Source organism: Aquabacterium sp. NJ1 (assembly GCF_000768065.1).
GTDB lineage: Bacteria > Pseudomonadota > Gammaproteobacteria > Burkholderiales > Burkholderiaceae_C > Aquabacterium.
The window spans coordinates 3279729-3301110 of sequence record NZ_JRKM01000001.1 but is presented as its reverse complement, the minus strand read 5'-3'; the positions used below and the strand labels follow the sequence as shown (position 1 = coordinate 3301110).

The following is a 21382-nucleotide window of genomic DNA, read 5'->3' as shown; positions in this document are numbered from 1 at the left end:
TCACCCTCTCTTGACCTGGGAAAGCAGGCCGCGCTTGAGCACCACCTCGCCATGGCCCAGATCCATCACCAGGCTGCGTGGCTCATTGCCACCGACATCGACCGATTGCAACTGAAAACCGTACTCGTCGATGAGCGTCCAGGCCTTCTCCACATTGCGCTCACCAATATTGAGCTTGTCCTTGAGCTGATCGGGCATGGTGTCTGCCCCACCGTAGACATGGGCTTCGTAATCATCGGTATGCGTGCCTGCCGCCTCGATTTCTCGTACCAGCAAGGCCATGGCCTCATCACCGAAGCGGCCATCCAGCCTGCCGTCTGACCTGCGTCGCCTGTTGGGCAGCAGAAAGTGGCACATGCCCCCTATCCGCCGTTGCGGGTGCCACAAGGTGATGGCGACGCATGAACCGAGCACAGTCTTGACAATCTCACCTGCATGGCCAAAGTACCATTGGCCCGGCAGCAGGAATACCTGATGGCTTGGAGTGGGTTGGCGTCGGCCAAATGCCTCATCATCATGTTCCAGCATGGACAGCAGTCAGGTTACCGCGCGACATCAGCATGTGCGATTCATGAGGGCCGGATGAGCAGGCAGCGTCTGCAAGGAGAGATCCATCGAGGGCATTGGATGCCATGCTCACACACCGGGGAACGGCCCTGTTTTTGAGATTGACGAAGTGCAACATTTTTTCGGCCGGACGCCATGATGGTTGAGGACCTGCCAGCGTGCTGACGTGCAATAAGGCCGTACTGGCCGCGGATTTATCACCGCCCGCATCCCACCATGTGTCACCCCCGACGGTGCGCCCTCCCCCGAGGGAAAGGCCTGATCCTGAGAACGGTGATAATTGCGCCGCTAACTAACGGCACGCAAGGCAACACCACGTTGCCGAATTAACCAACCATCAGCTTTCAGGAATCAGGCCATGGCCTCCATCAACAAAGTCATCCTCATCGGCAACCTGGGTCGCGACCCCGAAGTGCGCTACACCCCCAATGGCGCCGCCGTCTGTAATGTCTCCGTTGCCACCACGCGCAACTGGAAGGACAAGAACAGCGGCGACAAGGTTGAGGAAACCGAATGGCACCGTGTGGTGTTCTACGACCGTCTGGCCGAAATCGCCGGTGAATACCTGAAAAAGGGCCGCCCCGTGTACGTGGAAGGCCGCCTGAAGACCCGCAAGTGGCAGGACAAGGACGGCAAGGACAACTACACCACCGAAATCGTGGCCGAGCAGATGCAACTGCTGGGCGGCCGTGAAGGCGGCGGTGGTGGTGGCGGCGGCTACGGCGGTGGCAACCAGGGTGGTGGCGATGACTTCAATCAGGAAGCCCCGTCCGCACCGAGCCGTCCGGCTGCACGTCCGGCTGCGGCACAACGCCCGGCGCCGGCCCCCGCGCCCAAGTCGTCCACCGGCTTTGACGACATGGATGACGACATCCCGTTCTGACAACGGCATTCCCGGTTGTCAGCAAAAAAGGCCCGCAGCGTGATGCTGCGGGCCTTTTGCATTGAGCACCAAATCGGCTTGAAATCAGATGCAGTCAATCACCACGTCAGTGACATTGGCGGTGGCCGTACCACTGCCGCCGCTGGTCACGCTGCAAGTCTGGCCAGCTGGCTGCGTCAGGATGGTGACCCCGTATGCACTGCCATGGTTGACCGATGTCGCGAACGTGAACGGCTCATACGGGGCACCAGGCATACCGGGGAACACAGAGAGATCGTCGCCCCCATTGTTTTGCAACACCAGGCCAGGGAAGCTCAGGCCATTGACGATGCCGCTGATGCTGTAGACGTTGGTGCTGCACGTGACCGCCACATTGCTGACATTGCCGCTGGCCGTGCCGCTGCCATTGCTGACTGTGCAAAACTGCCCGGCGGGTTGCGTCTGCACGGTCACCGCATAGGCGCTGCCTGAATTCACGGCTGTGGCAAAGGTAAAGCTGCCGTTGGCATTGCGCGTCAGGTTATCCACGCCATTGTTCTGCAGCACCAGGGAGCCGGACAAGCCGCTCACCGAGCCTCCCACGGTGTAGGGGCCGTTGTTGACGCAGGTGACAGCCACGTTGCTGACCCGCCCGGTCGCCGTGCCGCTGCCATTGGCCACCGTACAGGTCTGCCCGGCAGGCGGGGTCAACACCGTGACGTTGTAGCCTTGACCAGATCCCACCGAGCTGGAGAAGCTGAACACGCCGTTGGCGGTCAGTGTCTTGTTGTTCCCGCCGTTATTGGCCAGCACCAGCGTGCCCGACAGGCCACTGACCTCGCCACCGACAAGGTAGCCATTCGCGCTGGCACAAACCCCCGGGACGTAGTTGATCTTGCGAACCTTGTTGTCACTGCTGTCCACCACATACAGGTTGACGCCATCAGGGCTGGCGCCTGACGTCACGATCCCGATGGGCGAACGGAATTGAGCTGTCTGGCCGTTGCCATCCTGGCTCCCGTAAGCACCGCTTCCCGCCAGGGTTGTGACGGCACCCGAAGCAATCACCACCTTGCGGATCTTGCGATTTTGTGAATCTGAGACATACAGGTTGGTGCCATCCGTGGCTACGCCTGTCGGGAAAAAGAATGTGGCCGCTGAGCCCGTGCCGTCCTGAGAGCCATCCGCGCCCGACCCAGCCAACGTCGAAACCTCACCCGTGGCAATCACAACCTTGCGAATCCGTTCCGCAATCTCATCTGTGACATACACATTGGTGCCATCGGTGGCAATGCCGCCCAGAATCGTAAAACTTGCCGACGCACCATTGCCGTCAGTGGAACCCACACTTCCGGAGCCGGCCAAGGTGCTGACCACACCAGTGGCAATCACCAGCTTTCTGATCTTGATGTTGTTGGTGTCCGCGATATACAGGTTGCCACCATGGAAGGCGATGCCGATCGGCTGATTGAAGGTGGCGGCCACCCCCGTCCCCTCATCGGCACCAGCCACGCCCGAGCCGGCCAGCGTGCTGACTGCGCCCGTGGCGATCACAATCTGGCGAATCTTGTTGTTGCCGGTATCCGCGACATACAAGTTGGTGCCATCCGTGGCCACCCCCAGGGGCTGATTGAATGTTGCCGCAGCGCCGATGCCTTCGTCGGCACCCGCCGCGCCAGAACCAGCCAGCGTGCTCACCGCGCCTGTGGCGATCACCACCTTGCGAATCTTGTTGTTGTTTCGATCCGCCACATACAGGTTGACGCCATCTGTCGCGACACCTTGCGGGCTGCTGAACGTCGCCAATGTGGCACTGCCATCGGCGGTGCCCGTCTGGCCCGAGCCGGCCAAGGTGGTCACCGTGATGTTGCCGCAGTCATACAGCGCGGCACCGCCGTTGTCGCAACCATGGAACAGGAAGACCGAGCACAGCGCGGCGACGCGCCAAAAGACTTTGAAGGATCGCAAAGGGCACTCCCCGTGTAGCGTGAATGGGATAAGACCTCACACAACACGAGGTCTCATTTGCTTGTTCGCAAATCCTAGGCAAGCCAAACAGGGGGCGATTCGGCAAACAGACGCCCATAGCGCGCGCTCATTGCGGCCCCAGCGCTCTACGCGCTGTGCGAGCGCCCGGGCAGAGGCCCGGTCAGATCAGGGGTTTTTTCCTGTCAAGCCACCGACCAGCCCAGGCGGGGTCGTGCATTGCATCACGCGGCAGGAGCCTCCCCACGGAACGCATTGCGTCAAGCTCCTGCGGATGAGGCCGAAAATAGACAGACCGCATGTGCAAAAAGCACTCGCATGGCATTGGCATGATCAATCTGGCTTCATGGACACCGCTGGCGCCCCCCGCACCGTCCCCGCAAGGGCAGGACGCGGCGGAGCCCATGTCGGCCAGCACGTTCGAGATCGTGCAGCAGCAGGGCTTCCCCCAGCTGCGCTTTCCCCCCTCGGTGGAGGCCCATTTCCAGGCTGACAAGGCCCCCGAGCGGATGGCACAGATGCGCACCGGCGCGGGCATGTCTATCCTGCTGACCAGCATCCTGCTGGTGCCCGACTGGATCATGGTGCCGGACCGCTTCCTGGCCGCCCTCACCCTGCGCCTGCTGGTCTTCGTGCCGCTGCTGATGCTGGGCGTCAGCCTGCTGCCACTGATCAGGCCCGCCTGGCGTGAATGGGTCGGCGCGCTCAGAGGTGTGCTGGGGGCCGGCATCATCGTCTACCTGTGCATGAGCAGCACCGACGAGCTGGCCGCGCCCTATCTGGTCAGCCTGAGCCTGATCCCGCTGTTCAACGGCGGGCTGGAGCGCTTGCGTTTCTGGCCCGCCCTGTTGATCGACTTGATCGTGCTGGCTCTGTTTGCCTTCGCAGCCCTGAGCATCCCCCACGCCAACTTTGCCGTGATGGTGGGCACGGCGCTGGTGATGGTCTCCACGATCCTGTTCACGCTGTACGGCAGCTACTGGCTGGAGTACGAAGAGCGCACCAACTGGCTGATGCTGCAGCACGAGCACCTGCTGCTTGACAAGCTGGAAGCAGGCAACAAGCGCCTCGACCAGCTCACCCGCTTCGACCCGCTGACCGAGATCGCCAACCGCCGCCACTTTGATGAGTTCCTCGCGCAGGTCTGGGCGCGGGCCCGCCAGGATGGGCAAGAGGTGGCGCTGCTCATGATCGACATCGACCACTTCAAGCTCTACAACGACCACTATGGCCACCCGGTGGGCGATGCCTGCCTCAAGGAAGTCGCGGCCACCATGAGCCGCCATCTGCGCAAACCGGGGGACCTGGTCGCGCGCTTCGGGGGTGAGGAGTTCATCGCCGTGCTGAGCCGGACCTCGCTGCCCGAAGCCATGGCGGCGGCCGAGCGTGTGCGCGAAGCGGTGTGGCGCCTGCAGCGCCCGCATGAGGCCTCGCCCGTGCAGCCCTGGGTCACCGTGAGCATCGGCGTGGCCTGCCTGCGCGCCAACGCCGAGCAAGCCAGCGTCCCGGCTTTGCTCGCGCAAGCCGACGAAGCGCTCTACAAAGCCAAATCAATGGGCCGCAACCAGGCCTGCACCCTGCAGGAGGCCGGCCACACGTGAGCACCTACAGCCGCGCCCTGCCGCCCGCACAGCGCACCGTCCAACCCACGGGCCCTGCCAGCCGCGACGAGGTGGCCACCGCCACCGAGCAATTCAACAAGTCCTGGTCCAGGCTGCGCTTTCCCGCGGCACTGGAGCACCAGTTCGTCAACGACTGCGCACCACGCAGGCTGCGCTACTTTGTGCTCAGCAGCCTGCTGTCCTTGTTCGTGTTCAACGGCTTCCTGCTGGTGGACTACCTCATGGTGCCCGACGTGTTCTGGCTGGCCGTGAAAATCCGGCTGGGCATGTTCACCCCCTTTGCGATCATCGCCCTGGTGAGCGTCTGGCTCTTGCGCGACAAGATGGTCACGCAGATCCCGACCCTGGTGGGGGAGTGTCTGGTGGTGATCAGCGGCGCGCTCGCCGCCGCCTGCCTGGCCTACCTCCTGACCAACAGCCGCGCCGCCACCAGCCAGTACTACCACGTGGGGCTGATGGTGGTGATCATGTACGGCAACGTGGTGCAGCGCCTGCGCTTCTGGTTCGCGGTCGCCTTTTCGCTGACGGTGTACGCCATCCACATCGGCGGCGTGATGATGGTGCCGGCCTTCAACCCCAGGCTGATCCTGCCGATTGCCCTGCTCATTGGCGCCACCATGGTCTTCACGCTGATGGCCAACTACGCGCTGGAGCGCGACGAGCGGCGCCAGTACCTGCTGTCGCTGCGCCGCAAGCACCTGCTGCAGGATCTGGGCGAGGTGCAGCAACGCCTGCAGCAACTCTCGCGCATGGACACCCTCACCGGCCTGTTCAACCGCCGGCACTTCCAGCAATACCTGGAACAAACCTGGCAGCGTGCCCAGTACGACCAGACACCCGTGGCCGTGCTCATGCTGGACGTGGACCACTTCAAGCAATACAACGACCGCTATGGCCACCCCGTGGGCGACCAGTGCCTGATGCAGGTCGCCCACGCCATGCAGGACAGCCTGCGCCGCCCCGGTGACCTCGTGGCCCGCTACGGCGGCGAAGAGTTCATCGCCGTGCTGCCCGGCGCCGACAAGGACACCGCCCACCAGGCAGCCGAGCGCATCCGCGAAGCCATCATCAAGCAGGGCATCGTGCACGAGGCCTCGGCCACGGCCGCGATGGTCACGGCCAGCATCGGTGTGGTCAGCTGCCGCGCGCGCGAGGGCGTGCAGGAGCAGGACCTGATCGCCGCCGCCGACTCCGCGCTCTACAAGGCCAAGCAGGCAGGGCGCAACCAGGTGGTGTCGCTGTCCTTGTGAGGGCCGCTCACCGCAGCATCACCGCGGCATCACAGTGGCAGCTTGCCCGTCAGCGTCTGCCACCACATCACCCAGTCGCCCATCAGGCTGTAGAGCGGGTAGGTGAAGGTGGCCGGCTTGTTGCGCTCGAAGCGGAAGTGGCCCACCCATGCAAAGCCGTAACCCAGCACCGGCAGCAGCCACAAGGCGGACCACGTCTGGGTGAACAATGCCCAGATCAGCACCGACAGCACCAGCGTCGACCCGGCCACATGCAGGCGCCGGCAGGTGCGGTCCTGATGCTGCGAGAGGTAGAAGGGATAGAAGGCGCTGAAAGATGCATAGCGCGCCATATCGTGTCTCCAGGTCATGTTGGGAAAGTGCAGGCGCCAGCTTAAGCGCCGGGCCTGATCGAAATCAAGGCTGATCAGCCCCTTTTCAACAAGGCTTCCACGATGGCCAGCGAATAGTGCCGGGCCACCGCCTCGATGAAGCGCGGGAAATCGATGTGGGCGTCGTCATCGGCCCGGTCCGAGATCGTGCGGATCACGGCATACGGCACGCCAAAGTCATGGCAGACCTGGGCCACGGCGGCGCCCTCCATCTCCACGGCCAGCGCCGCGGGCAAGGCCTGCGTCAAGTCGCGGCAAGCCTGAGCCGAATGGATGAACTGGTCGCCACTGATGATGAGGCCCTGGTGCACACGCGGCTGCGACAGGCCCAGTGCATCCAGGTGCACGTCGGCCAAGGCGCCACCCGCCGCCAACGCAGCCGGGCTGAGCACCTGCTCGACCGTGTCGCGCACGGACGTGGTCAGCGCAGCAGGAGGCGCCAGGGCGCTCACGCCTTGACCGGGTAACTCAAAGCGCGGGAACAGCGGCGAGGCATCCATATCGTGCTGGATCAGGGCATCGGCCACCACCACATCACCCACCCGCACGCCCGCGCCCAGGCCACCAGCCACCCCGGTGAAGATGATCTGGTCCACCCCATAACAACTCAGCAGCACCGTGGTGGTCGTGGCTGCGGCGACCTTGCCAATGCGCGACAGCACCACCACCACCTCGCGCCCATGCAGGTGGCCGACCCAGAACTCGCGCCCGGCACGGCGCTCCAGGCTTTCGTCGGGCATGACGTCCAGCAAGGCTTGCAGTTCTTCGGGCATGGCGGCCATGATGCCGATGCGACCAGCGGGCTTGTTCATATGCGCAGGCAGGAGGTGGGAGGTGGGAGGGAACAGGACGGGGCCAGGCGCCCATCATCCACGCATTCGGCAGCGCCTCGCCGCCCGCTGCCGTGCGGCCATGAAAAAACCACCTCGAGAGGTGGTTTGGAAGGCCCGAAGGCACCAGCCAGAAGCCTCAATGGACAAGCCATTGAGCATCCGGCTGTTCGATGCTGTCACCAGCGTCGAAATCATGAAAATTCCCTGAGCGGCGCCATGAATCGTGTTGTGTTTTCAGCGCACAATGCATTGTATCGAGCATATTTGACGCTTTCGCGCAAAAGTGGTGTTTTTATCCATCGAACCCGCCTGATTGCCCCCCCCCCACCTGAGCACCATGGACGCTGACTTTGACAAAGATCACCAGGGTCATCCCCAGGATGAGCGCGACGCGCGGGTCAGTGCCTGCCTGTCTGCCCTGCTGGATCGCCATGGTGTGGCGATCCGGCATCAGGCCACCGAAATCGCGCATATTTGCGCGATTTCGGTCAGCCAGGCACGTCGCAAACTGCGCGGCGCGGTCTGGCTGTTCGATGAAGTCCAGGCCATCTGCCAGTACTTCGGGGAGAGCATCGACGCGGTGCTGGCGGCCGGCACACCAGCAGGTCGCGCCCCCGCTGTCAGCAGCCATGCCCGGCCCGTCAGCACCTACCCCGCCACCTTGTTGATGGACGGGCAGCGCCTGCCTTGCGACATCGAACTCGGCGCCCTGTGCACGACAGACACCGCCTCGTCCTGCCCGAGTCTGGTGGCCTACCATCATCCGCAGGAAGGCTGGCTGGTGACCGTCCAGGCCCGGTGGCAAAAAGAGGCCGCCACCGGGGCATGTTATGCCGTCGCGCAACTGCAATGGCGCAACCAGGGCGAGCAGACGCGCGCGCGCATCGCCGTGCTGGACGACGACGTCGGCTCGGCTGACGCGCTGACCGACTGGTTCAACGAAGTGGGCTACGACGCCCAGGCCTACACCCGCCCCGAGGACCTGCTGGCGCTGCCCCTGGCCCACCACGATGCCTTTGTCGTGGACCTGATCCTGGCAGGCGGCCAGACCTCGCAGGCCCTGGTCGAGCGCATCCGCCGCGAACAACCCGACGCCCCCATCGTCCTGCTCACGGGGCAGTTGCGAGGCGGCGCCGCCTCGGAGGCCACGCTGGCCACCATCTTGCGCACCCAGGGCGTCACCTTCTTTGAAAAACCGGTGCGCCCCGCGGTACTGACTGCCGCCATCCAGAGTGGCCTGGACCGGCTGCGCCACCAGCATGACTGACGCACCCTTGCCATCGCCGCCTCCCGAGCGAAAAGACACGCGCATCGTCTTCTGGTTGTGCACCTTGGTGAGCCTGGGGGCTGCCTACATCACCTACAGTGGTTTAATCAGCAGCTGGGACCGCATCGGTGTGCCGCTCATGTCCGCCCTGTATGGTGTGACCGCCTTTTGCCTGTGGCGGTTTCCTGCGCGCATGAACACCATCATGTTCACCGCACTCGTGCCCACCAGCTTCTACATGCAAGGCTGTGTGTACATGGCCGCGCAGGACCACACCGTGACCGGTTTGTTCAAGCTGGCCTCGGACTCCCAGTTCATGGTGGTGTTCTACATCGAGGCCTTCGTGGCCCTGCAGCGTGGCGCGAACCTGATCTGCTGGCTGCATTACCTGGGCTTGCTGAGCATCTACCTCTTTCAGTACGGCCCGACACTGCAACACAGCCTGTCATCACAAGCGGCCATGAACGCGCACGTCCTGCTGGTGCTGCTGGTTGCGCACCCCGCCTGCATCGTGGCCCTGCACTACATCACCGCGCTCAAAGGGCGGCTGCGCGCCACGGAGCTCGCGTCGCATCAAAGCAAGGAACGCTTCCTGGCCATGCTCTCGCACGAGATCCGCAGCCCGCTGCAGGCCATGCTGGGCTCCATCGACCTGCTGGCGCTCAAGGCCCAGACGCCGCCGGAGCGGCGCGCCATTGACCGCCTCCGCACGGCCGCCGCCCAGCTCGACACCCACTTGCGCGACGTCACCGAGTACACGCGGCTGGAAAACCCCGCCTGGCAATTGCACAAGGCCGCCGTGGACCTGCCCGCCCTGGCGCAAGAAGTCTGCGACACCTACCGACCGCAAGCGCAAAGCCGAGGCCTCGACATCGTTTGCGAATGCCCCCCGCAGGACGCGCAGGCACTGCACGATGCCTGGACGGATGCCGCCCGCGTCAGGCAGATCCTGTCCAACCTGATCACCAACGCGCTCAAGTACACCGTCAGCGGGTGCATCACCGTGCGCATCGCCCTGAACGCCACGGATGACGCCAGCGTCCTCATCGAGGTCATCGACACCGGCATCGGCATCCCGCAGCAAGACCAGCAACGCATCTTCGAACCCTATGTGCGCCTGGATGACCAACGTATCGGCAAGGTGGATGGCTCGGGGCTGGGCCTGGCGGTCGTCAAGCGCCTGGTCGAACGCCTTGGCGGCGAAGTGAGCCTGCGCAGCGAGGCTGGCCAAGGCAGTTGCTTCGCGGTCGACCTGCCGCTGCGTGCCTGACAATCAAGGCCTCATCCAACCACCGCAAGCCAGTCCACCATGACCCAGCCCGTCCAGACGCTGCCTCTTGGCACCCCCCTGTCTCCCTCCGCCGCACGGGTCATGCTGCTGGGCGCGGGCGAGCTGGGCAAGGAAGTCCTCATCGCCCTGCAACGCCTGGGGGTCGAGACCATCGCCGTGGACCGCTATGAGCACGCGCCCGGCCAGCAGGTGGCCCACCACGCCCGCACCATCACCATGAGCGACCCGGCCCAGCTGCGCGCGCTCATCGAAGCCGAGCGCCCCCACCTGGTCGTGCCCGAGATCGAGGCCATTGCCACGCCCGTGCTGGAAGAGCTCGAAGCCCAGGGCGTGGTGCGCGTCATCCCCACCGCGCGCGCCGCCCGCCTGACCATGGACCGTGAAGGCATCCGCCGCCTGGCCGCCGAAACCCTGGGCCTGCCCACCAGCCCCTACCGCTTCTGCGACTCGCTGGCCGAGTTGCAGGCCGCCATCGATGACGGCATCGGCTACCCCTGCATCGTCAAGCCGGTGATGAGCTCATCAGGCAAAGGCCAGAGCAAGATCGATGGCCCGGCCGATGTGGAAAAGGCCTGGGACTACGCCATGGCCGGCGGCCGCGTGAGTCACGGCCGCATCATCGTCGAAGGCTTCATCGACTTCGACTACGAGATCACCTTGCTGACTGTGCGCGCAGCCGGGCACGGCGCGGCGCAAGGCCAGATCGCCACGCACTTCTGCGAGCCCATCGGCCACCTGCAAGTCAGCGGCGATTACGTCGAGAGCTGGCAGCCCCACCCCATGAGCCCGGAAGCCTTGCGCAAGGCCCGCGAGATCGCCAGAGCCGTGACCAACAACCTCGGCGGCCAGGGCATCTTCGGGGTGGAGTTGTTCGTCAAGGGCGACCAGGTCTGGTTCAGCGAAGTGAGCCCGCGCCCGCATGACACCGGCCTGGTCACGCTGTCCACGCAAGTGCAAAGCGAGTTCGAACTGCATGCCCGCGCCATCCTGGGCCTGCCCGTGGACACCAGCCTGCGCGCGCCCGGCGCCTCGGCCGTGATCTACGGCGGGGTGGACGCGCAAGAGGTGGTGTTCGACGGCGTGGCCGAGGCATTGAGTGAGCCCGGCACCGACCTGCGCCTGTTCGGCAAGCCTGAGAGCTTCGTCAAACGCCGCATGGGTGTGGCCCTGGCCACCGACACCACGGTGGACGCCGCCCGCCAGAAGGCCCGCACGGCCGCCGCCAAGGTCAAGCCGCGCGCTGTGCGCTGAGATACAGCGCTGGCTCGCACACCAGCGCAGTCAGCCCGTGATGTCCGCGTCGGGGCCTGGCATCGGGTAGGGCAAGCCGGGGTAGATCGCCCCGGCCTTGGTGACCAGCGCGGCCATGTCGACGATCTCGATCTCGGCATAGTGCAAGGCCAGCACACGCTCGCGCTCCAGCGCACGCAAGGACTTGTTGATCGTCTGACGCGACACGCCCAGCATGCGCGCCAGGTACTCCTGCGGCAGCCGCACGCGCCGGCGCACGCTCGGGTTGGTCGACTGCCCGAAGTTCGTGGCCGAAAACAGCAGCCGCCGCGCCACCTGCTGCTCGATGGACAAGGACGCGTTGTCCTCGATCGCCGTGAGGATCAGCCGCAGCTTGGCGCAGGCCAGGCGCGCCAGATCCCGCCAGTTTTCCGGGTGCTCGGCCAGCCACTCCGTCAGCAAGGGGCCGCTCACCACCATGACCGTGCTGTCGGTGTCGGCGATCGCGTCCTGGCTGCGCGGCAAGCCATCGAGCATCGAGATCTCGCCGAACCAGTGGTAAGGCTCCACGTACATCGTCAAATGGTGCGAGCCATCCTTGGGGTTGATGGAGCCCAGCTTCAGGGCCCCCGCCACCACGCAGCACAGGCTGTCTTGCGCCTCGCCGCGTGAGAACAGGATCTCGCCCGGCCCGATGTGCCACAGGCGCGAGCGCTCGACCAGGGCCTGCTGAAAAGCAGGCGGGCAACCGGCAAACCAAAGATGGGATTTGAGCGCGGGCAACAAAGTCAGCGGAGTGGATTCGGTTCGGCGCGCCATGTTTTCGTCAAACGGTAAATGTTCTAAGTGTTTTCCCGCAATACCCCGAAATGGTTAGATGAATTGCGTGTAATTGTCCAAGTTTTGACAATGTTAATGAGACAAACCTCATACGATCAGACCAGTATCTATGAAAAACCCTTAGTCCTATGAGCAACTCACAAGCTGTGCATCCCGGCGCCATCCTGCGCGCCAAGTTCATGGAACAACACGGCCTGTCGGCCAGCGGTCTGGCCATTCGCCTGCACGTCCCGGCTCCCCGTGTGAACGACATCGTGCGCGAACGCCGCGGTATCAGCCCTGATTCGGCCCTGCGCCTGGCCCGCTTCTTTGGCACCACGCCCCAGTACTGGATGGACCTGCAGACGGCCTACGACCTGCGCGTGGCCGAAGAGTTGGCCGGCGAACAGATCCGCCGCGAAGTGGCCCCTGTGCCCGCCCCTCCAGAAAAGCCTGTTCTGGCTGCGGCCTGAACGTCTGCCAACAGGCGCAAGCGCTCGCATCGAGCCCGCTTGTCGCCTGTCGCGCGGCCTGACACCGGGCAAACCGGTCAGCACCGCGCAGCCAGTTCCACCTGAACTGGTTAGCCTCTCACTGGAACGCCACCTCGGCGAAGCTGCGCAGCTTGCGGCTGTGCAGTTGACCAGCCATATTGGCCCTTAAACGCTCAATGGCGCGCAAACCGATGCGCAAATGCTGGTCTACCCGCTCGCGGTAGAACTGGTTGGCCATGCCCGGCAGCTTCAGCTCGCCGTGCAGCGGTTTGTCGCTCACGCACAGCAGCGTCCCATATGGCACCCGGAATCGGAAGCCATTGGCCGCGATGGTCGCGCTTTCCATGTCCAGCGCCACGGCACGGCTCTGGCTGAAACGACGCTCGGGTTCGCGTTGCGGCAGCAACTCCCAGTTGCGGTTGTCGGTGGACGCTACCGTGCCCGTGCGCATGATGCGCTTGAGCTCGTAGCCGTGCAGCTGGGTCACATCGGCCACCGCGCCTTCCAGCGCCAGCTGGATTTCGGCCAGTGGCGGGATGGGCACCCACAAGGGCAGATCCTCGTCCAGCACATGGTCCTCGCGGACATAACCGTGGGCCAGCACATAGTCACCCAACTGCTGCGAGTTGCGCAGGCCGGCGCAGTGCCCCAGCATGATCCACGCGTGCGGACGCAAGACCGCGATGTGGTCGGTCGCCGTCTTGGCATTGGCCGGCCCCACCCCGATGTTGACCATGGTGATGCCACTGCGGTCCTTGCGGATCAGGTGGTAGGCGGGCATTTGCGGCAAACGCGGTGGCACCGAGCCCAAGGCGTCCGACACCTCGATGGATTGGCCCACGCGCCGCGTGATCACATTACCCGGCTCGACAAAGGCGATGCAGTCGTCGTCGTCACGCGGGTTCTTGGGGTCGGGGGCACGGCGCATCAGCTCATGGCCCATGCGCACGAACTCGTCGATGTAGAACTGGTAGTTCGTGAACAGCACGAAGTTCTGGAAGTGCTCGGGCGAGGTGCCCGTGTAGTGGCGCAGGCGGTGCAGCGAGTAGTCCACACGCGGTGCCGTGAACAGCGACAGTGGCCGCGGCGCGCCACCACGCGTCTCGTACGTGCCGTTGGCGATGCCATCGTCCATCGAGGCCAGGTCGGGCAGGTCGAAGCGGTCGCGCAGCAACAAGCGGCGCTCGGGCGACATGCTGCCTTCCAGGTGCTGGTGCTCGGCCAGGCTGAAGTGCACCGGGATCGGATCGGCCCCCAGGCCCACCTCGATGGACACGCCGTGGTTGGCCAGCAGCAGATCGAACTGCTCGCGGTAGTAGTCGGCAAACAGATCGGGGCGTGTCAGCGTGGTCTCGTAGGTGCCCGGCCCGGCCACAAAGCCGTACGACAGGCGGGAGTCCGCACGGGCCACCGTGTCGGTGTGGATGCGCACGAAGGGGTACTTGGCGCGTACATGGCCCTTGAGCTTGTCACCGGCCACGAAGCGCTGCAGCGCGTCACGCAGGTAGGCGATCTGCGAGTCGTACAGGCGGGTGACCTGATCCAGCGCGGCCTGCGCGTTGTCGAATCGCTGGGTGGGGAACTTGGGGGCAGCCATCTGGGGTCCTGACCAACAGTCAACTTGCAGACCATTGTGCGCGCGGCTGTCGGGCCCGGCCCGGCGAAATGCACGGCTTGTGGCCCCTTGTCGTTCGCGGCCGACATCCGCCCCCACATCGCCCCATATCAGCCCCATGCACAGGCGGGCCGATGCCTCGGCATGCGCTGGCGCGCCTTAAAATGGCTTGTTATTTCGACGCAGCAGCGGCGGCTGCACCAGCGGCATCCGGCGCCTCGGTCACGAAGGCGATGCGGTTGAGCCCCGCCTTCTGCAGCACGCCGATCAACTCGGCCACGCGGCCATAAGGCACGCCCTTGTCGGCACGCAGTTGCACCTCGGTGTCCCGACGGCGTTTGGCCAGGTCGGCGGCTTGAGCAGCCACCACCTCCAGCGTACTGGCCTGGTCATCCAGGTGGATGGCGCCATCACCCGTCAGGGCCACGGCCAGCACAGGCTGGTCGGTCTGCGGTGCGGGCGGGGCATCCGCCTTGGGCAGGTCCAGCTTGAGCTTGGAGGTCATCAAGGGCGCCGTCAGCATGAAGATGACCAGCAGCACCAGCATGACGTCGATCAGCGGTGTCATGTTGATGTCGCTCATGGGCTGGCTGCCCTGTGGTCGCTCCAGACGCCCGAATGCCATGGCTGTTCCTTACCTTCCAGCTTGCTTGCTCAGTCGCGGGCTTGCGCACCCAGCAGGGCTTCGCGCAAGTCATGGGCAAAGCCTTCCAGGTCGGCCTCGCAGGCGGACACGAACTTGCCGAAGATGTTGTAGGCCAGCACGGCCGGGATGGCCACGGCCAGGCCGGCCGCCGTCATGATCAGCGCCTCGCCCACCGGGCCGGCCACCTTGTCCAGGCTGACCGAACCTTCGGTGGCGATGCCCATCATGGCGTGGTAGATGCCCCAGACGGTGCCAAACAGGCCCACGAAGGGCGACACGGCCCCCACCGAGGCCAGCAGCACCTGGCCCACTTGCAGGCGGGCCAGCACGCCATGCAGGCTGTCGCGCAGGCGGCGGGTCAACTGGGCTTCGGGCAGGGCCTGGGCTTCCAGCGTACCGGCAACGGCAGGCTCGCTCACGGCGTCCACCAGGGGCAGCAGCACGCCTTCGCGATCCAACCCCTGCAGGGCCTGGCGGGCCGAGACCATGTCCGGCGAACGCCAGAAGGCCTGCACGCCCAGCGTGAGGTCGCGGCGGGCACGCTTGAGCAGCCAGCCCTTCCAGAAGATCACCACCCAGGCGCCGATCGACATCAGCAGCAGCATGATGGCCACCGCACGCCCGATCGCGTCGCCCTGTTCCCAATACTGCGTCAAGCCACCCATGCCGAGCCCTTGTTGAATGACCGTGGATTACTTCAGGCCCAGCACGTCGTCCATGCCGAACAGGCCATGGGGCTGGTTCGCGAGGAAACGCACGGCGCGCAAGCTGCCCTGCGCATACGTGGCGCGGCTGGAGGATTTGTGCGTGATCTCGATGCGCTCGCCGATGCCGGCAAACAGCACGGTGTGGTCACCCACGATGTCGCCGCCACGAACCGTCGCGAAGCCGATGGTGCTGGGGGCACGCTCGCCGGTCACGCCTTCGCGGCCGTAGATGGCGCATTCCTGCAGGTTGCGGCCCACGCCTTCGGCCACGATCTCGCCCATCTTCAGCGCGGTGCCGCTGGGCGCGTCCACCTTGTGGCGGTGGTGGGCTTCGATGATCTCGATGTCATAGCCTTCCTTGAGCGCCCTGGCGGCCTGCTCCAGCAGCTTGAAGACCACGTTCACGCCCACGGCCATATTAGGCGACATCATGATGCCGATGTCACGTGCCGCGTCCTCGATCTCGGCCTTCTGGGCATCGGTGAAACCGGTGGTGCCGATGATCATCTTGACGCCCAGTTCACGGCACACGCGCAGGTGTTCCATCGTGCCTTCGGGGCGGGTGAAGTCGATCAGGTAGCGCGCGTTCTTCAGGCCGGCACGCAAATCAGAGGTGATGGTCACGCCGCTGTTGGCGCCCAGAAAGGCCGAGGCGTCGGCGCCGATGGCGGGGCTGGCCGCGATGTCCAGTGCACCTGCGAGCTGGGCGTCGGCGGCGTTGTGCACTGCCTCGATCAGCATGCGGCCCATGCGGCCGGAGGCGCCGGCAATGGCAATCTGGTGAACGGGGCTGGCGTTGGCGGCGGTGCTCATGCAGTCAAATCTCGGTAAACAGGTTGAATCTTCCGGTGGGACGCAGCTCAGCGCTTGCCGGCTTCCAGGGGCGGGTAGCTGCGCACGGCACCTTGGGGCACCGTCTTGACCACCTCGCTCTTGGGTGGCACAGGCAGGGCTGCGATCTGCTCGGGCGTCAGGTTCTGGACGTCCTTGCCTTTGACAGGCTTGTCGATGGAGGCCACGAAGTCACGCTCGCTGGGCAGGGGTTCGGTGTCAAAACGCTCCACCGCGTCGTTCTTGAAGAACACGCTGACACGGCGCTGCTGGTCGGCCACACCCTGGCGGCGGATGGTGAAGACGTAGTCCCAGCGGTCCGTGTGGAAGGGGTCGGCCAGCAAGGGCGTGCCCAGGATTTCCTTGACCTGCATGCGGCCCAGGCCCGGCTGGATCTGCGCCATGATTTCCTGCGTGACCACATTGCCCTGCACCACGTCCACCTTGTAGGGCTCCAGCAGGCCGAAGAGTGTCTCGGGCTTGCTCAGCGAGAAATTGCTGCAGGCCGACAGCATGGCCACAGGGGCCAGCCAGAACACAGTGCGGCGAAGGGGTTTCAGCGTCATGGATGAGCAGCTTGGTTGGTGTCCGGGTCAGCAGACGAAAATCGGAAATCGGCCCGCACGGCAGGAATGCCACGCAGCGACAAGGCCCGGCCATTTCACAGGTCGCGCCCATGTCGATATCATTGGGCATTCTAGCGGGGGCCAGTCAAGGTTGCTCCGCAGCCGGAGCCCTCACCCATGACCCACGCAGAAGAACTCAAGAGCAGCGGGCTCAAAGCCACCCTGCCGCGCATCAAGATCCTGGAAGTTTTCCAGCAGGCCGCCCAACGCCACATGACGGCGGAAGACGTCTACAAGGTCCTGTTGAACGAGGGGTCCGACATCGGCCTGGCCACGGTTTACCGTGTGTTGATGCAGTTCGAGCAGGCAGGCATCCTGTCGCGCAACCATTTCGAGGCGGGCAATGAGGCCGGCAAGGCCGTGTTCGAGCTCAACGAGGGCAAGCACCACGACCACCTGGTCTGCGTGAACTGCGGCCGGGTGGAAGAGTTTTACGACGCGGAAATCGAGCGCCGTCAGCAGGAGATCGCCAAGGAACGTGGCTACAAGCTGCAGGACCACGCCCTGGCGCTGTACGTGATCTGCGAGCGCGACGGCTGCGCAGGCAAGGCCGCCGGCCGCTGAACGGCGCCCTGCGGCGAGCCACGCTCAGTTGCCGCCGCGCTCCATCGCACGCTGGTGGCGGTCGATGAATTCCTTGTAGGTGTCGATGCCCCGCAGTTGCAGCACGGTGTTGCGCACAGCGGCTTCCACCAGCACGGCCAGGTTTCGGCCGGCGTCCACCGCGATCACCGCCTTGCGGATGGGCACCCCCATCACCTCTTCGAACAGGGGCTCATAGGGCAAGCGCTCGAACTCACGCTCCATGGTTTCCTTGCGGACCAGGTGCACGATGAGCTTGAGGCGCATCTTGCGGCGCACGGCTGTTTCACCAAAGATGGCCTTGATGTCCAGCAGGCCAATGCCACGCACTTCCAGCAGGTTGAGCAGCAACTCGGGGCAACGGCCTTCGATGGCCGTGCGCGACACACGGAACAGGTCCACGGCATCATCGGCCACCAGGCCATGGCCGCGTGAAATCAACTCCAGCCCCAGTTCGCTCTTGCCCAGGCCGGACTCGCCCGTCAGCAGCACGCCCAGGCCGAGGATGTCCATGAACACGCCGTGACGCGTGATGCGCTCGGCGAAATGCTGGGTCAGGTAGCTGCGCAGCACGTCGATGACGTGGCCGGCGGGCTCTTGTGTCACAAACAGCGGGATGCCGGCGCGGCCGCACATGGCCACCAGCTTGTCGGACGGCGCCTGGGCGTCGGCCACCACCACCACGGGCGGCTCCAGCGTCACGATGCGCTGGATGCGGCGCTCCTGGTCCTCCGGCGTCGAGCCCGAAAAATAGGCGGCCTCACGCCGGCCCACGATCTGGACGCGGTAAGGATGGATGTAGTTGAGGTAGCCCACCAGGTCGGCGGCGGACTGCGCGGTTTGAACGGCTTCTTCGTCGAACCGACGTTCAGGGTGTGCGTGCCCGGCGATCCACTCCCAGCGCAAAGCCCCGCGGTTGGCTTCGAAAAGCGCTTCGGCACTGATGATGGCGAGATCTTTGACGCTCACGAGTGATCTGTTTGGTTAACGACAGGATCTCATGATGCCCCAGCCCAGCCCGAAAAGACTAGGCTACAGACTTCAGGGGCTGCCAACGTTCGATCAAATCGTGCACCTGAGCCGCATCCCCCTCGGTTTTGAGGCGTTCGCGCAACTCCCGGTCCGACAGCAATTCGGCAATTTCGGACAGGATTTCCAGGTGGCGCTGGGTGGCCGCTTCGGGCACCAGCAGGAAGATCAGCAGGTTGACGGGCTCGTCGTCCGGCGCGTCAAAGGGGATGGGCTGGCTCAGTCGGATGACAGCGGCCAGCGGATTCTTCAAGCCCTTGATGCGGCCGTGCGGGATGGCCACGCCGTGCCCCAGGCCGGTCGAGCCCAGGCGCTCTCGGGCAAACAGGTTGTCCGTCACGATGGCGCGGGCGATGGCGTGCTGATTCTCGAACAGCAGCCCAGCATGCTCGAAGACCCGCTTCTTGCTGCTGGCGTCCACGTCCACCAGCACCTGGCTGGAGGGAAGGATGGCTGATAGTCGATTCATCTTGATTCAAGCAGGGGTGACGGCAAGCACCTTGACCCCGGCTCCCGGGACGGATGAGGGGCGGATTATAGGGAGCGTGTGACGGTGATGACTTATCACATGGACCCTCGATTTGAGGGATTCTGCACCCTTTGCTGCACCGCAGCAAGAGGCAAATTCCCCAAAACGCCCCGGAACACCCCAATGACCAGGTGAAATCGACTCTAGCCCGATCGGCCCGCATCAGCCCATGAAAAACGGCCCCGAAGGGCCGTTAACTTGGTGTCTACCTGCGCTGGCGACCCGCAATCAGGCACACCAAGCACGCTGTTTGAGGCTTGCGGCGGCAGCGCGTGCTTATTGAATAGCGTCCCAGGACGAATCCTGGCGCTTGTGGGATGCGTGATGGTGGTCCTGCACGCGATCCTTGTGGCGGCAGACCTGGCGATCCAGTTTGTCCATGAGTTGATCAATGGCGGCGTACAGATCTTCGTGAGATGTCTCGACGAATATGTCCTTGCCCTTCACATGCACGGTAACTTCGGCCTTTTGACGGCGATCCTTTTCCTTTTGCTTTTCAACGGTTAGCAAGACATTGACGTCCACGACTTGATCGAAATGACGGGTCACTCGATCCAACTTGGTGAGTACGTACTCACGTAGCGAAGGGGTAACTTCCAGATGGTGGCCACTGATCGTCAAATTCATACTGCCTCCTTTCGAGAGCAGAAGCGTTGAAGACACCCGGCTGGCGAGCCGGCAGCAAAGCCATTTTTGGGTACGGCTTCACTACCGATTTCATTGCTGAAAACCGTCGACCGGAAGACCAGTGTGCGCCTGTCAGCGCGGCCTGACAAGTGCATCGCCTCAGTATTTGTATGGAGGTCGGCGGGGCCGTGAAGAAAACCCGCTATCGCTTGCGACAGGTCAAAACCCCTGTCAAACCCTCACCCACGAGCCGCCGCAGGCTGTGTATGCAGGCGCAGGCGGCCCACCCACCAGACCATGATCAGCGTGGTCACCAGCGCCAGCCAGCCGGCCCGGCCATAGCCTTGCACCAGGCCATCCGGGGTGCGCGAGATCATCAGCCCGCCGACCCACGCCGACACGCCCATGGCGGCCGATTGCAAGGCCCCGTTGACGCTCATGAACGAGCCGCGCACCGAGGGTTCGGGCGCCGCGGTCAGCAAGGCCATGCCCGGCACCATGCGGCCCGAGACAAACACGAAGAATGCCGTGGTGACGACCAGCAAAACCGGCAGGGCGACAACGGGCAGATGGGTCAAGGCCAGCATGGGCAACACGGCCAGCACGCTGATCACACGGAACATGAAGACCTTGCCCCAGCGGTCGGTGAGGCGCCCCCACAGGCGGGCCGTGAACAGCGTGGCCACGCCGCCTGCAAAGTACACATAGGGCACCTGCGCCTGGCTCAAGCCCACGTTGGCCGTCGTGTAGATCGTGATGTAAGGGATGATGCTGAAGCTGCCCGAGAGCATCAGCATGGACAAGGCAAAGGCCCGCCAGTGGTTGGGTTCGGCCAGCACGCGCTTGAGTTGCGTGATGGGCGGCTGGGCCGACACGCCCGTCATGTGACTGCGCAGCAAGGGCACCGAGCGCCAGGCCGTCAGCCAGACCACGACCGAGGCGGCCGCGATGGCAAAAAACGGCATGTGCCAGCCCCAGCGGCTGGCCAGCCACAGCGACAGGGGCACGCCGGCCACCGTGGACATCGAAAACGCCGACATCACCAACCCCATGGCCTGGCCGCGCCGCTCGAAAGGCACGGCATCACCCACGATGGTCTGCACCAGCGCACCCAGCACGCCACCAAACACACCAGCGGCCACGCGTGCTGCCAACAAGGCGCCATAAGTCGGCGCCAGACCGCAGGCCAGCGTGGCCACGGCAAAGCCTGCGTACACCAGCAGCAGCGCACGCTTGCGCTCGAAGCGGTCGATCACCATGGACACCATCAGGCCCGACAGGCCGGCGGCCAGCGAGTAAGCCGAGACCAGCAAGCCGAACTCGGCATCGCTCACATGAAAGAGCTTCGTGAGTTGCGGGCCCAAGGGCATCATCACCATGAAGTCGACGATGTGCGTGAAGTTGACGGCGGCCAGGCTCCACAGGAGCAGGCGCTCACGCACCATCAGGGTGGAGGGCACGGAGGTGGCCGTCGAAGCGCTGGAGCTCATGGCGATGTCAGGATGGAGGGCAGATGGTGACGCGGCCCGACAGTGTCGACGCTTTTGTTCAACCTTGTTGCGGCGGGCCTATTGTGGCGACCTGTGGCCATCTGTGGC

The 21382-nt window shown here is 64.4% G+C and carries 22 protein-coding genes; 8 read left to right on the top strand and 14 right to left on the bottom strand.

Annotated features, from left to right (window positions below; all coding sequences use genetic code 11):
- Positions 1 to 357 (bottom strand): chemotaxis protein CheD, encoded by a 357-nt coding sequence (locus tag JY96_RS14200; protein ID WP_235333933.1) that lies wholly within the window; start codon positions 355 to 357, stop codon positions 1 to 3.
- 568 nt (positions 358 to 925) lie between these two features.
- On the opposite strand from JY96_RS14200, the gene ssb reads away from it, so the two are divergent.
- Positions 926 to 1450 (top strand): single-stranded DNA-binding protein, encoded by a 525-nt coding sequence (gene ssb / locus JY96_RS14195; RefSeq protein ID WP_035038383.1) that lies wholly within the window; start codon positions 926 to 928, stop codon positions 1448 to 1450.
- A gap of 84 nt (positions 1451 to 1534) precedes the next feature.
- Here the strand turns inward: ssb and JY96_RS22380 are convergent, their stop codons facing one another.
- Entirely contained in the window at positions 1535 to 3397 is a 1863-nt protein-coding gene (locus JY96_RS22380; RefSeq protein WP_052162532.1) for a hypothetical protein, read from the bottom strand.
- Between the two features lie 317 nt (positions 3398 to 3714).
- On the opposite strand from JY96_RS22380, the gene JY96_RS22375 reads away from it, so the two are divergent.
- On the top strand, positions 3715 to 5016 hold the full coding sequence (locus tag JY96_RS22375) for a diguanylate cyclase (protein WP_052162531.1): 1302 nt from the start codon (positions 3715 to 3717) through the stop codon (positions 5014 to 5016).
- Complete coding sequence (locus JY96_RS14180; RefSeq protein WP_035038380.1) at positions 5013 to 6287, top strand: diguanylate cyclase; 1275 nt, start codon at positions 5013 to 5015, stop codon at positions 6285 to 6287. Before JY96_RS22375 ends, JY96_RS14180 begins: the two co-directional genes overlap by 4 nt.
- Before the next feature lie 29 nt (positions 6288 to 6316).
- Here the strand turns inward: JY96_RS14180 and JY96_RS14175 are convergent, their stop codons facing one another.
- Together JY96_RS14175 and JY96_RS14170 are read right to left on the bottom strand one after the other, a co-directional pair.
- On the bottom strand, positions 6317 to 6619 hold the full coding sequence (locus JY96_RS14175) for a DUF962 domain-containing protein (protein ID WP_152606513.1): 303 nt from the start codon (positions 6617 to 6619) through the stop codon (positions 6317 to 6319).
- A 74-nt stretch (positions 6620 to 6693) separates the two neighbouring features.
- Positions 6694 to 7470: a 5'-methylthioadenosine/adenosylhomocysteine nucleosidase gene (locus tag JY96_RS14170; RefSeq protein WP_035038375.1), complete on the bottom strand. Its 777-nt coding sequence runs from the start codon at positions 7468 to 7470 to the stop codon at positions 6694 to 6696.
- A gap of 358 nt (positions 7471 to 7828) precedes the next feature.
- Between JY96_RS14170 and JY96_RS14165 the strand changes: the two genes are divergently transcribed.
- The 3 genes from JY96_RS14165 to purT are packed head-to-tail and all read left to right on the top strand — an operon-like array spanning position 7829 to position 11300.
- Positions 7829 to 8758, top strand: a complete 930-nt coding sequence (locus tag JY96_RS14165) for a helix-turn-helix domain-containing protein (RefSeq protein ID WP_035038372.1) — start codon at positions 7829 to 7831, stop codon at positions 8756 to 8758.
- Positions 8751 to 10028 (top strand): sensor histidine kinase KdpD, encoded by a 1278-nt coding sequence (locus JY96_RS22370; RefSeq protein ID WP_152606512.1) that lies wholly within the window; start codon positions 8751 to 8753, stop codon positions 10026 to 10028. The genes JY96_RS14165 and JY96_RS22370 overlap by 8 nt, the downstream gene beginning before the upstream one ends.
- Before the next feature lie 39 nt (positions 10029 to 10067).
- Positions 10068 to 11300 carry a formate-dependent phosphoribosylglycinamide formyltransferase gene (gene purT / locus JY96_RS14155; RefSeq protein WP_035038369.1) on the top strand — a complete coding sequence of 411 codons (1233 nt, stop codon included), beginning with the start codon at positions 10068 to 10070 and terminating at the stop codon, positions 11298 to 11300.
- Positions 11301 to 11330: 30 nt separating this feature from the next.
- Here purT and JY96_RS14150 read toward each other — a convergent pair whose 3' ends face one another.
- Entirely contained in the window at positions 11331 to 12098 is a 768-nt protein-coding gene (locus tag JY96_RS14150) for a Crp/Fnr family transcriptional regulator (protein WP_052162529.1), read from the bottom strand.
- A 149-nt stretch (positions 12099 to 12247) separates the two neighbouring features.
- Here JY96_RS14150 and JY96_RS14145 point away from each other — a divergent pair, with 149 nt between their 5' ends.
- Positions 12248 to 12571, top strand: coding sequence for a HigA family addiction module antitoxin (locus JY96_RS14145; RefSeq protein ID WP_035038366.1), 324 nt, complete (start codon positions 12248 to 12250; stop codon positions 12569 to 12571).
- Positions 12572 to 12689: 118 nt separating this feature from the next.
- Here the strand turns inward: JY96_RS14145 and JY96_RS14140 are convergent, their stop codons facing one another.
- The 5 genes from JY96_RS14140 to JY96_RS14120 form a co-directional block, all read right to left on the bottom strand.
- Complete coding sequence (locus JY96_RS14140; RefSeq protein ID WP_035038364.1) at positions 12690 to 14189, bottom strand: AMP nucleosidase; 1500 nt, start codon at positions 14187 to 14189, stop codon at positions 12690 to 12692.
- Positions 14190 to 14379: 190 nt separating this feature from the next.
- Positions 14380 to 14832 carry a biopolymer transporter ExbD gene (locus JY96_RS14135; RefSeq protein ID WP_035038362.1) on the bottom strand — a complete coding sequence of 151 codons (453 nt, stop codon included), beginning with the start codon at positions 14830 to 14832 and terminating at the stop codon, positions 14380 to 14382.
- 29 nt (positions 14833 to 14861) lie between these two features.
- Positions 14862 to 15518 (bottom strand): MotA/TolQ/ExbB proton channel family protein, encoded by a 657-nt coding sequence (locus JY96_RS14130; RefSeq protein ID WP_035038361.1) that lies wholly within the window; start codon positions 15516 to 15518, stop codon positions 14862 to 14864.
- Between the two features lie 27 nt (positions 15519 to 15545).
- The gene (dapB, locus tag JY96_RS14125) at positions 15546 to 16373 is read right to left on the bottom strand and encodes a 4-hydroxy-tetrahydrodipicolinate reductase (RefSeq protein WP_035038358.1); all 828 of its coding nucleotides are present in this window, start codon (positions 16371 to 16373) and stop codon (positions 15546 to 15548) included.
- A 47-nt stretch (positions 16374 to 16420) separates the two neighbouring features.
- On the bottom strand, positions 16421 to 16957 hold the full coding sequence (locus JY96_RS14120) for an outer membrane protein assembly factor BamE (RefSeq protein ID WP_052162528.1): 537 nt from the start codon (positions 16955 to 16957) through the stop codon (positions 16421 to 16423).
- Between the two features lie 177 nt (positions 16958 to 17134).
- On the opposite strand from JY96_RS14120, the gene fur reads away from it, so the two are divergent.
- Positions 17135 to 17581, top strand: a complete 447-nt coding sequence (gene fur, locus JY96_RS14115; RefSeq protein ID WP_035038357.1) for a ferric iron uptake transcriptional regulator — start codon at positions 17135 to 17137, stop codon at positions 17579 to 17581.
- 24 nt (positions 17582 to 17605) lie between these two features.
- Here fur and hprK read toward each other — a convergent pair whose 3' ends face one another.
- The 4 genes from hprK to JY96_RS14095 all read right to left on the bottom strand — a co-directional run bounded on the left by hprK (position 17606) and on the right by JY96_RS14095 (position 21274).
- Positions 17606 to 18568: an HPr(Ser) kinase/phosphatase gene (gene hprK, locus JY96_RS14110; protein WP_235333932.1), complete on the bottom strand. Its 963-nt coding sequence runs from the start codon at positions 18566 to 18568 to the stop codon at positions 17606 to 17608.
- Positions 18569 to 18626: 58 nt separating this feature from the next.
- Positions 18627 to 19097 carry a PTS sugar transporter subunit IIA gene (locus tag JY96_RS14105; RefSeq protein WP_035038356.1) on the bottom strand — a complete coding sequence of 157 codons (471 nt, stop codon included), beginning with the start codon at positions 19095 to 19097 and terminating at the stop codon, positions 18627 to 18629.
- Between the two features lie 336 nt (positions 19098 to 19433).
- Positions 19434 to 19784: a ribosome hibernation-promoting factor, HPF/YfiA family gene (gene hpf, locus JY96_RS14100; protein ID WP_035038355.1), complete on the bottom strand. Its 351-nt coding sequence runs from the start codon at positions 19782 to 19784 to the stop codon at positions 19434 to 19436.
- Between the two features lie 239 nt (positions 19785 to 20023).
- The gene (locus JY96_RS14095; protein ID WP_052162527.1) at positions 20024 to 21274 is read right to left on the bottom strand and encodes an MFS transporter; all 1251 of its coding nucleotides are present in this window, start codon (positions 21272 to 21274) and stop codon (positions 20024 to 20026) included.
- Positions 21275 to 21382 lie beyond the last annotated feature (108 nt).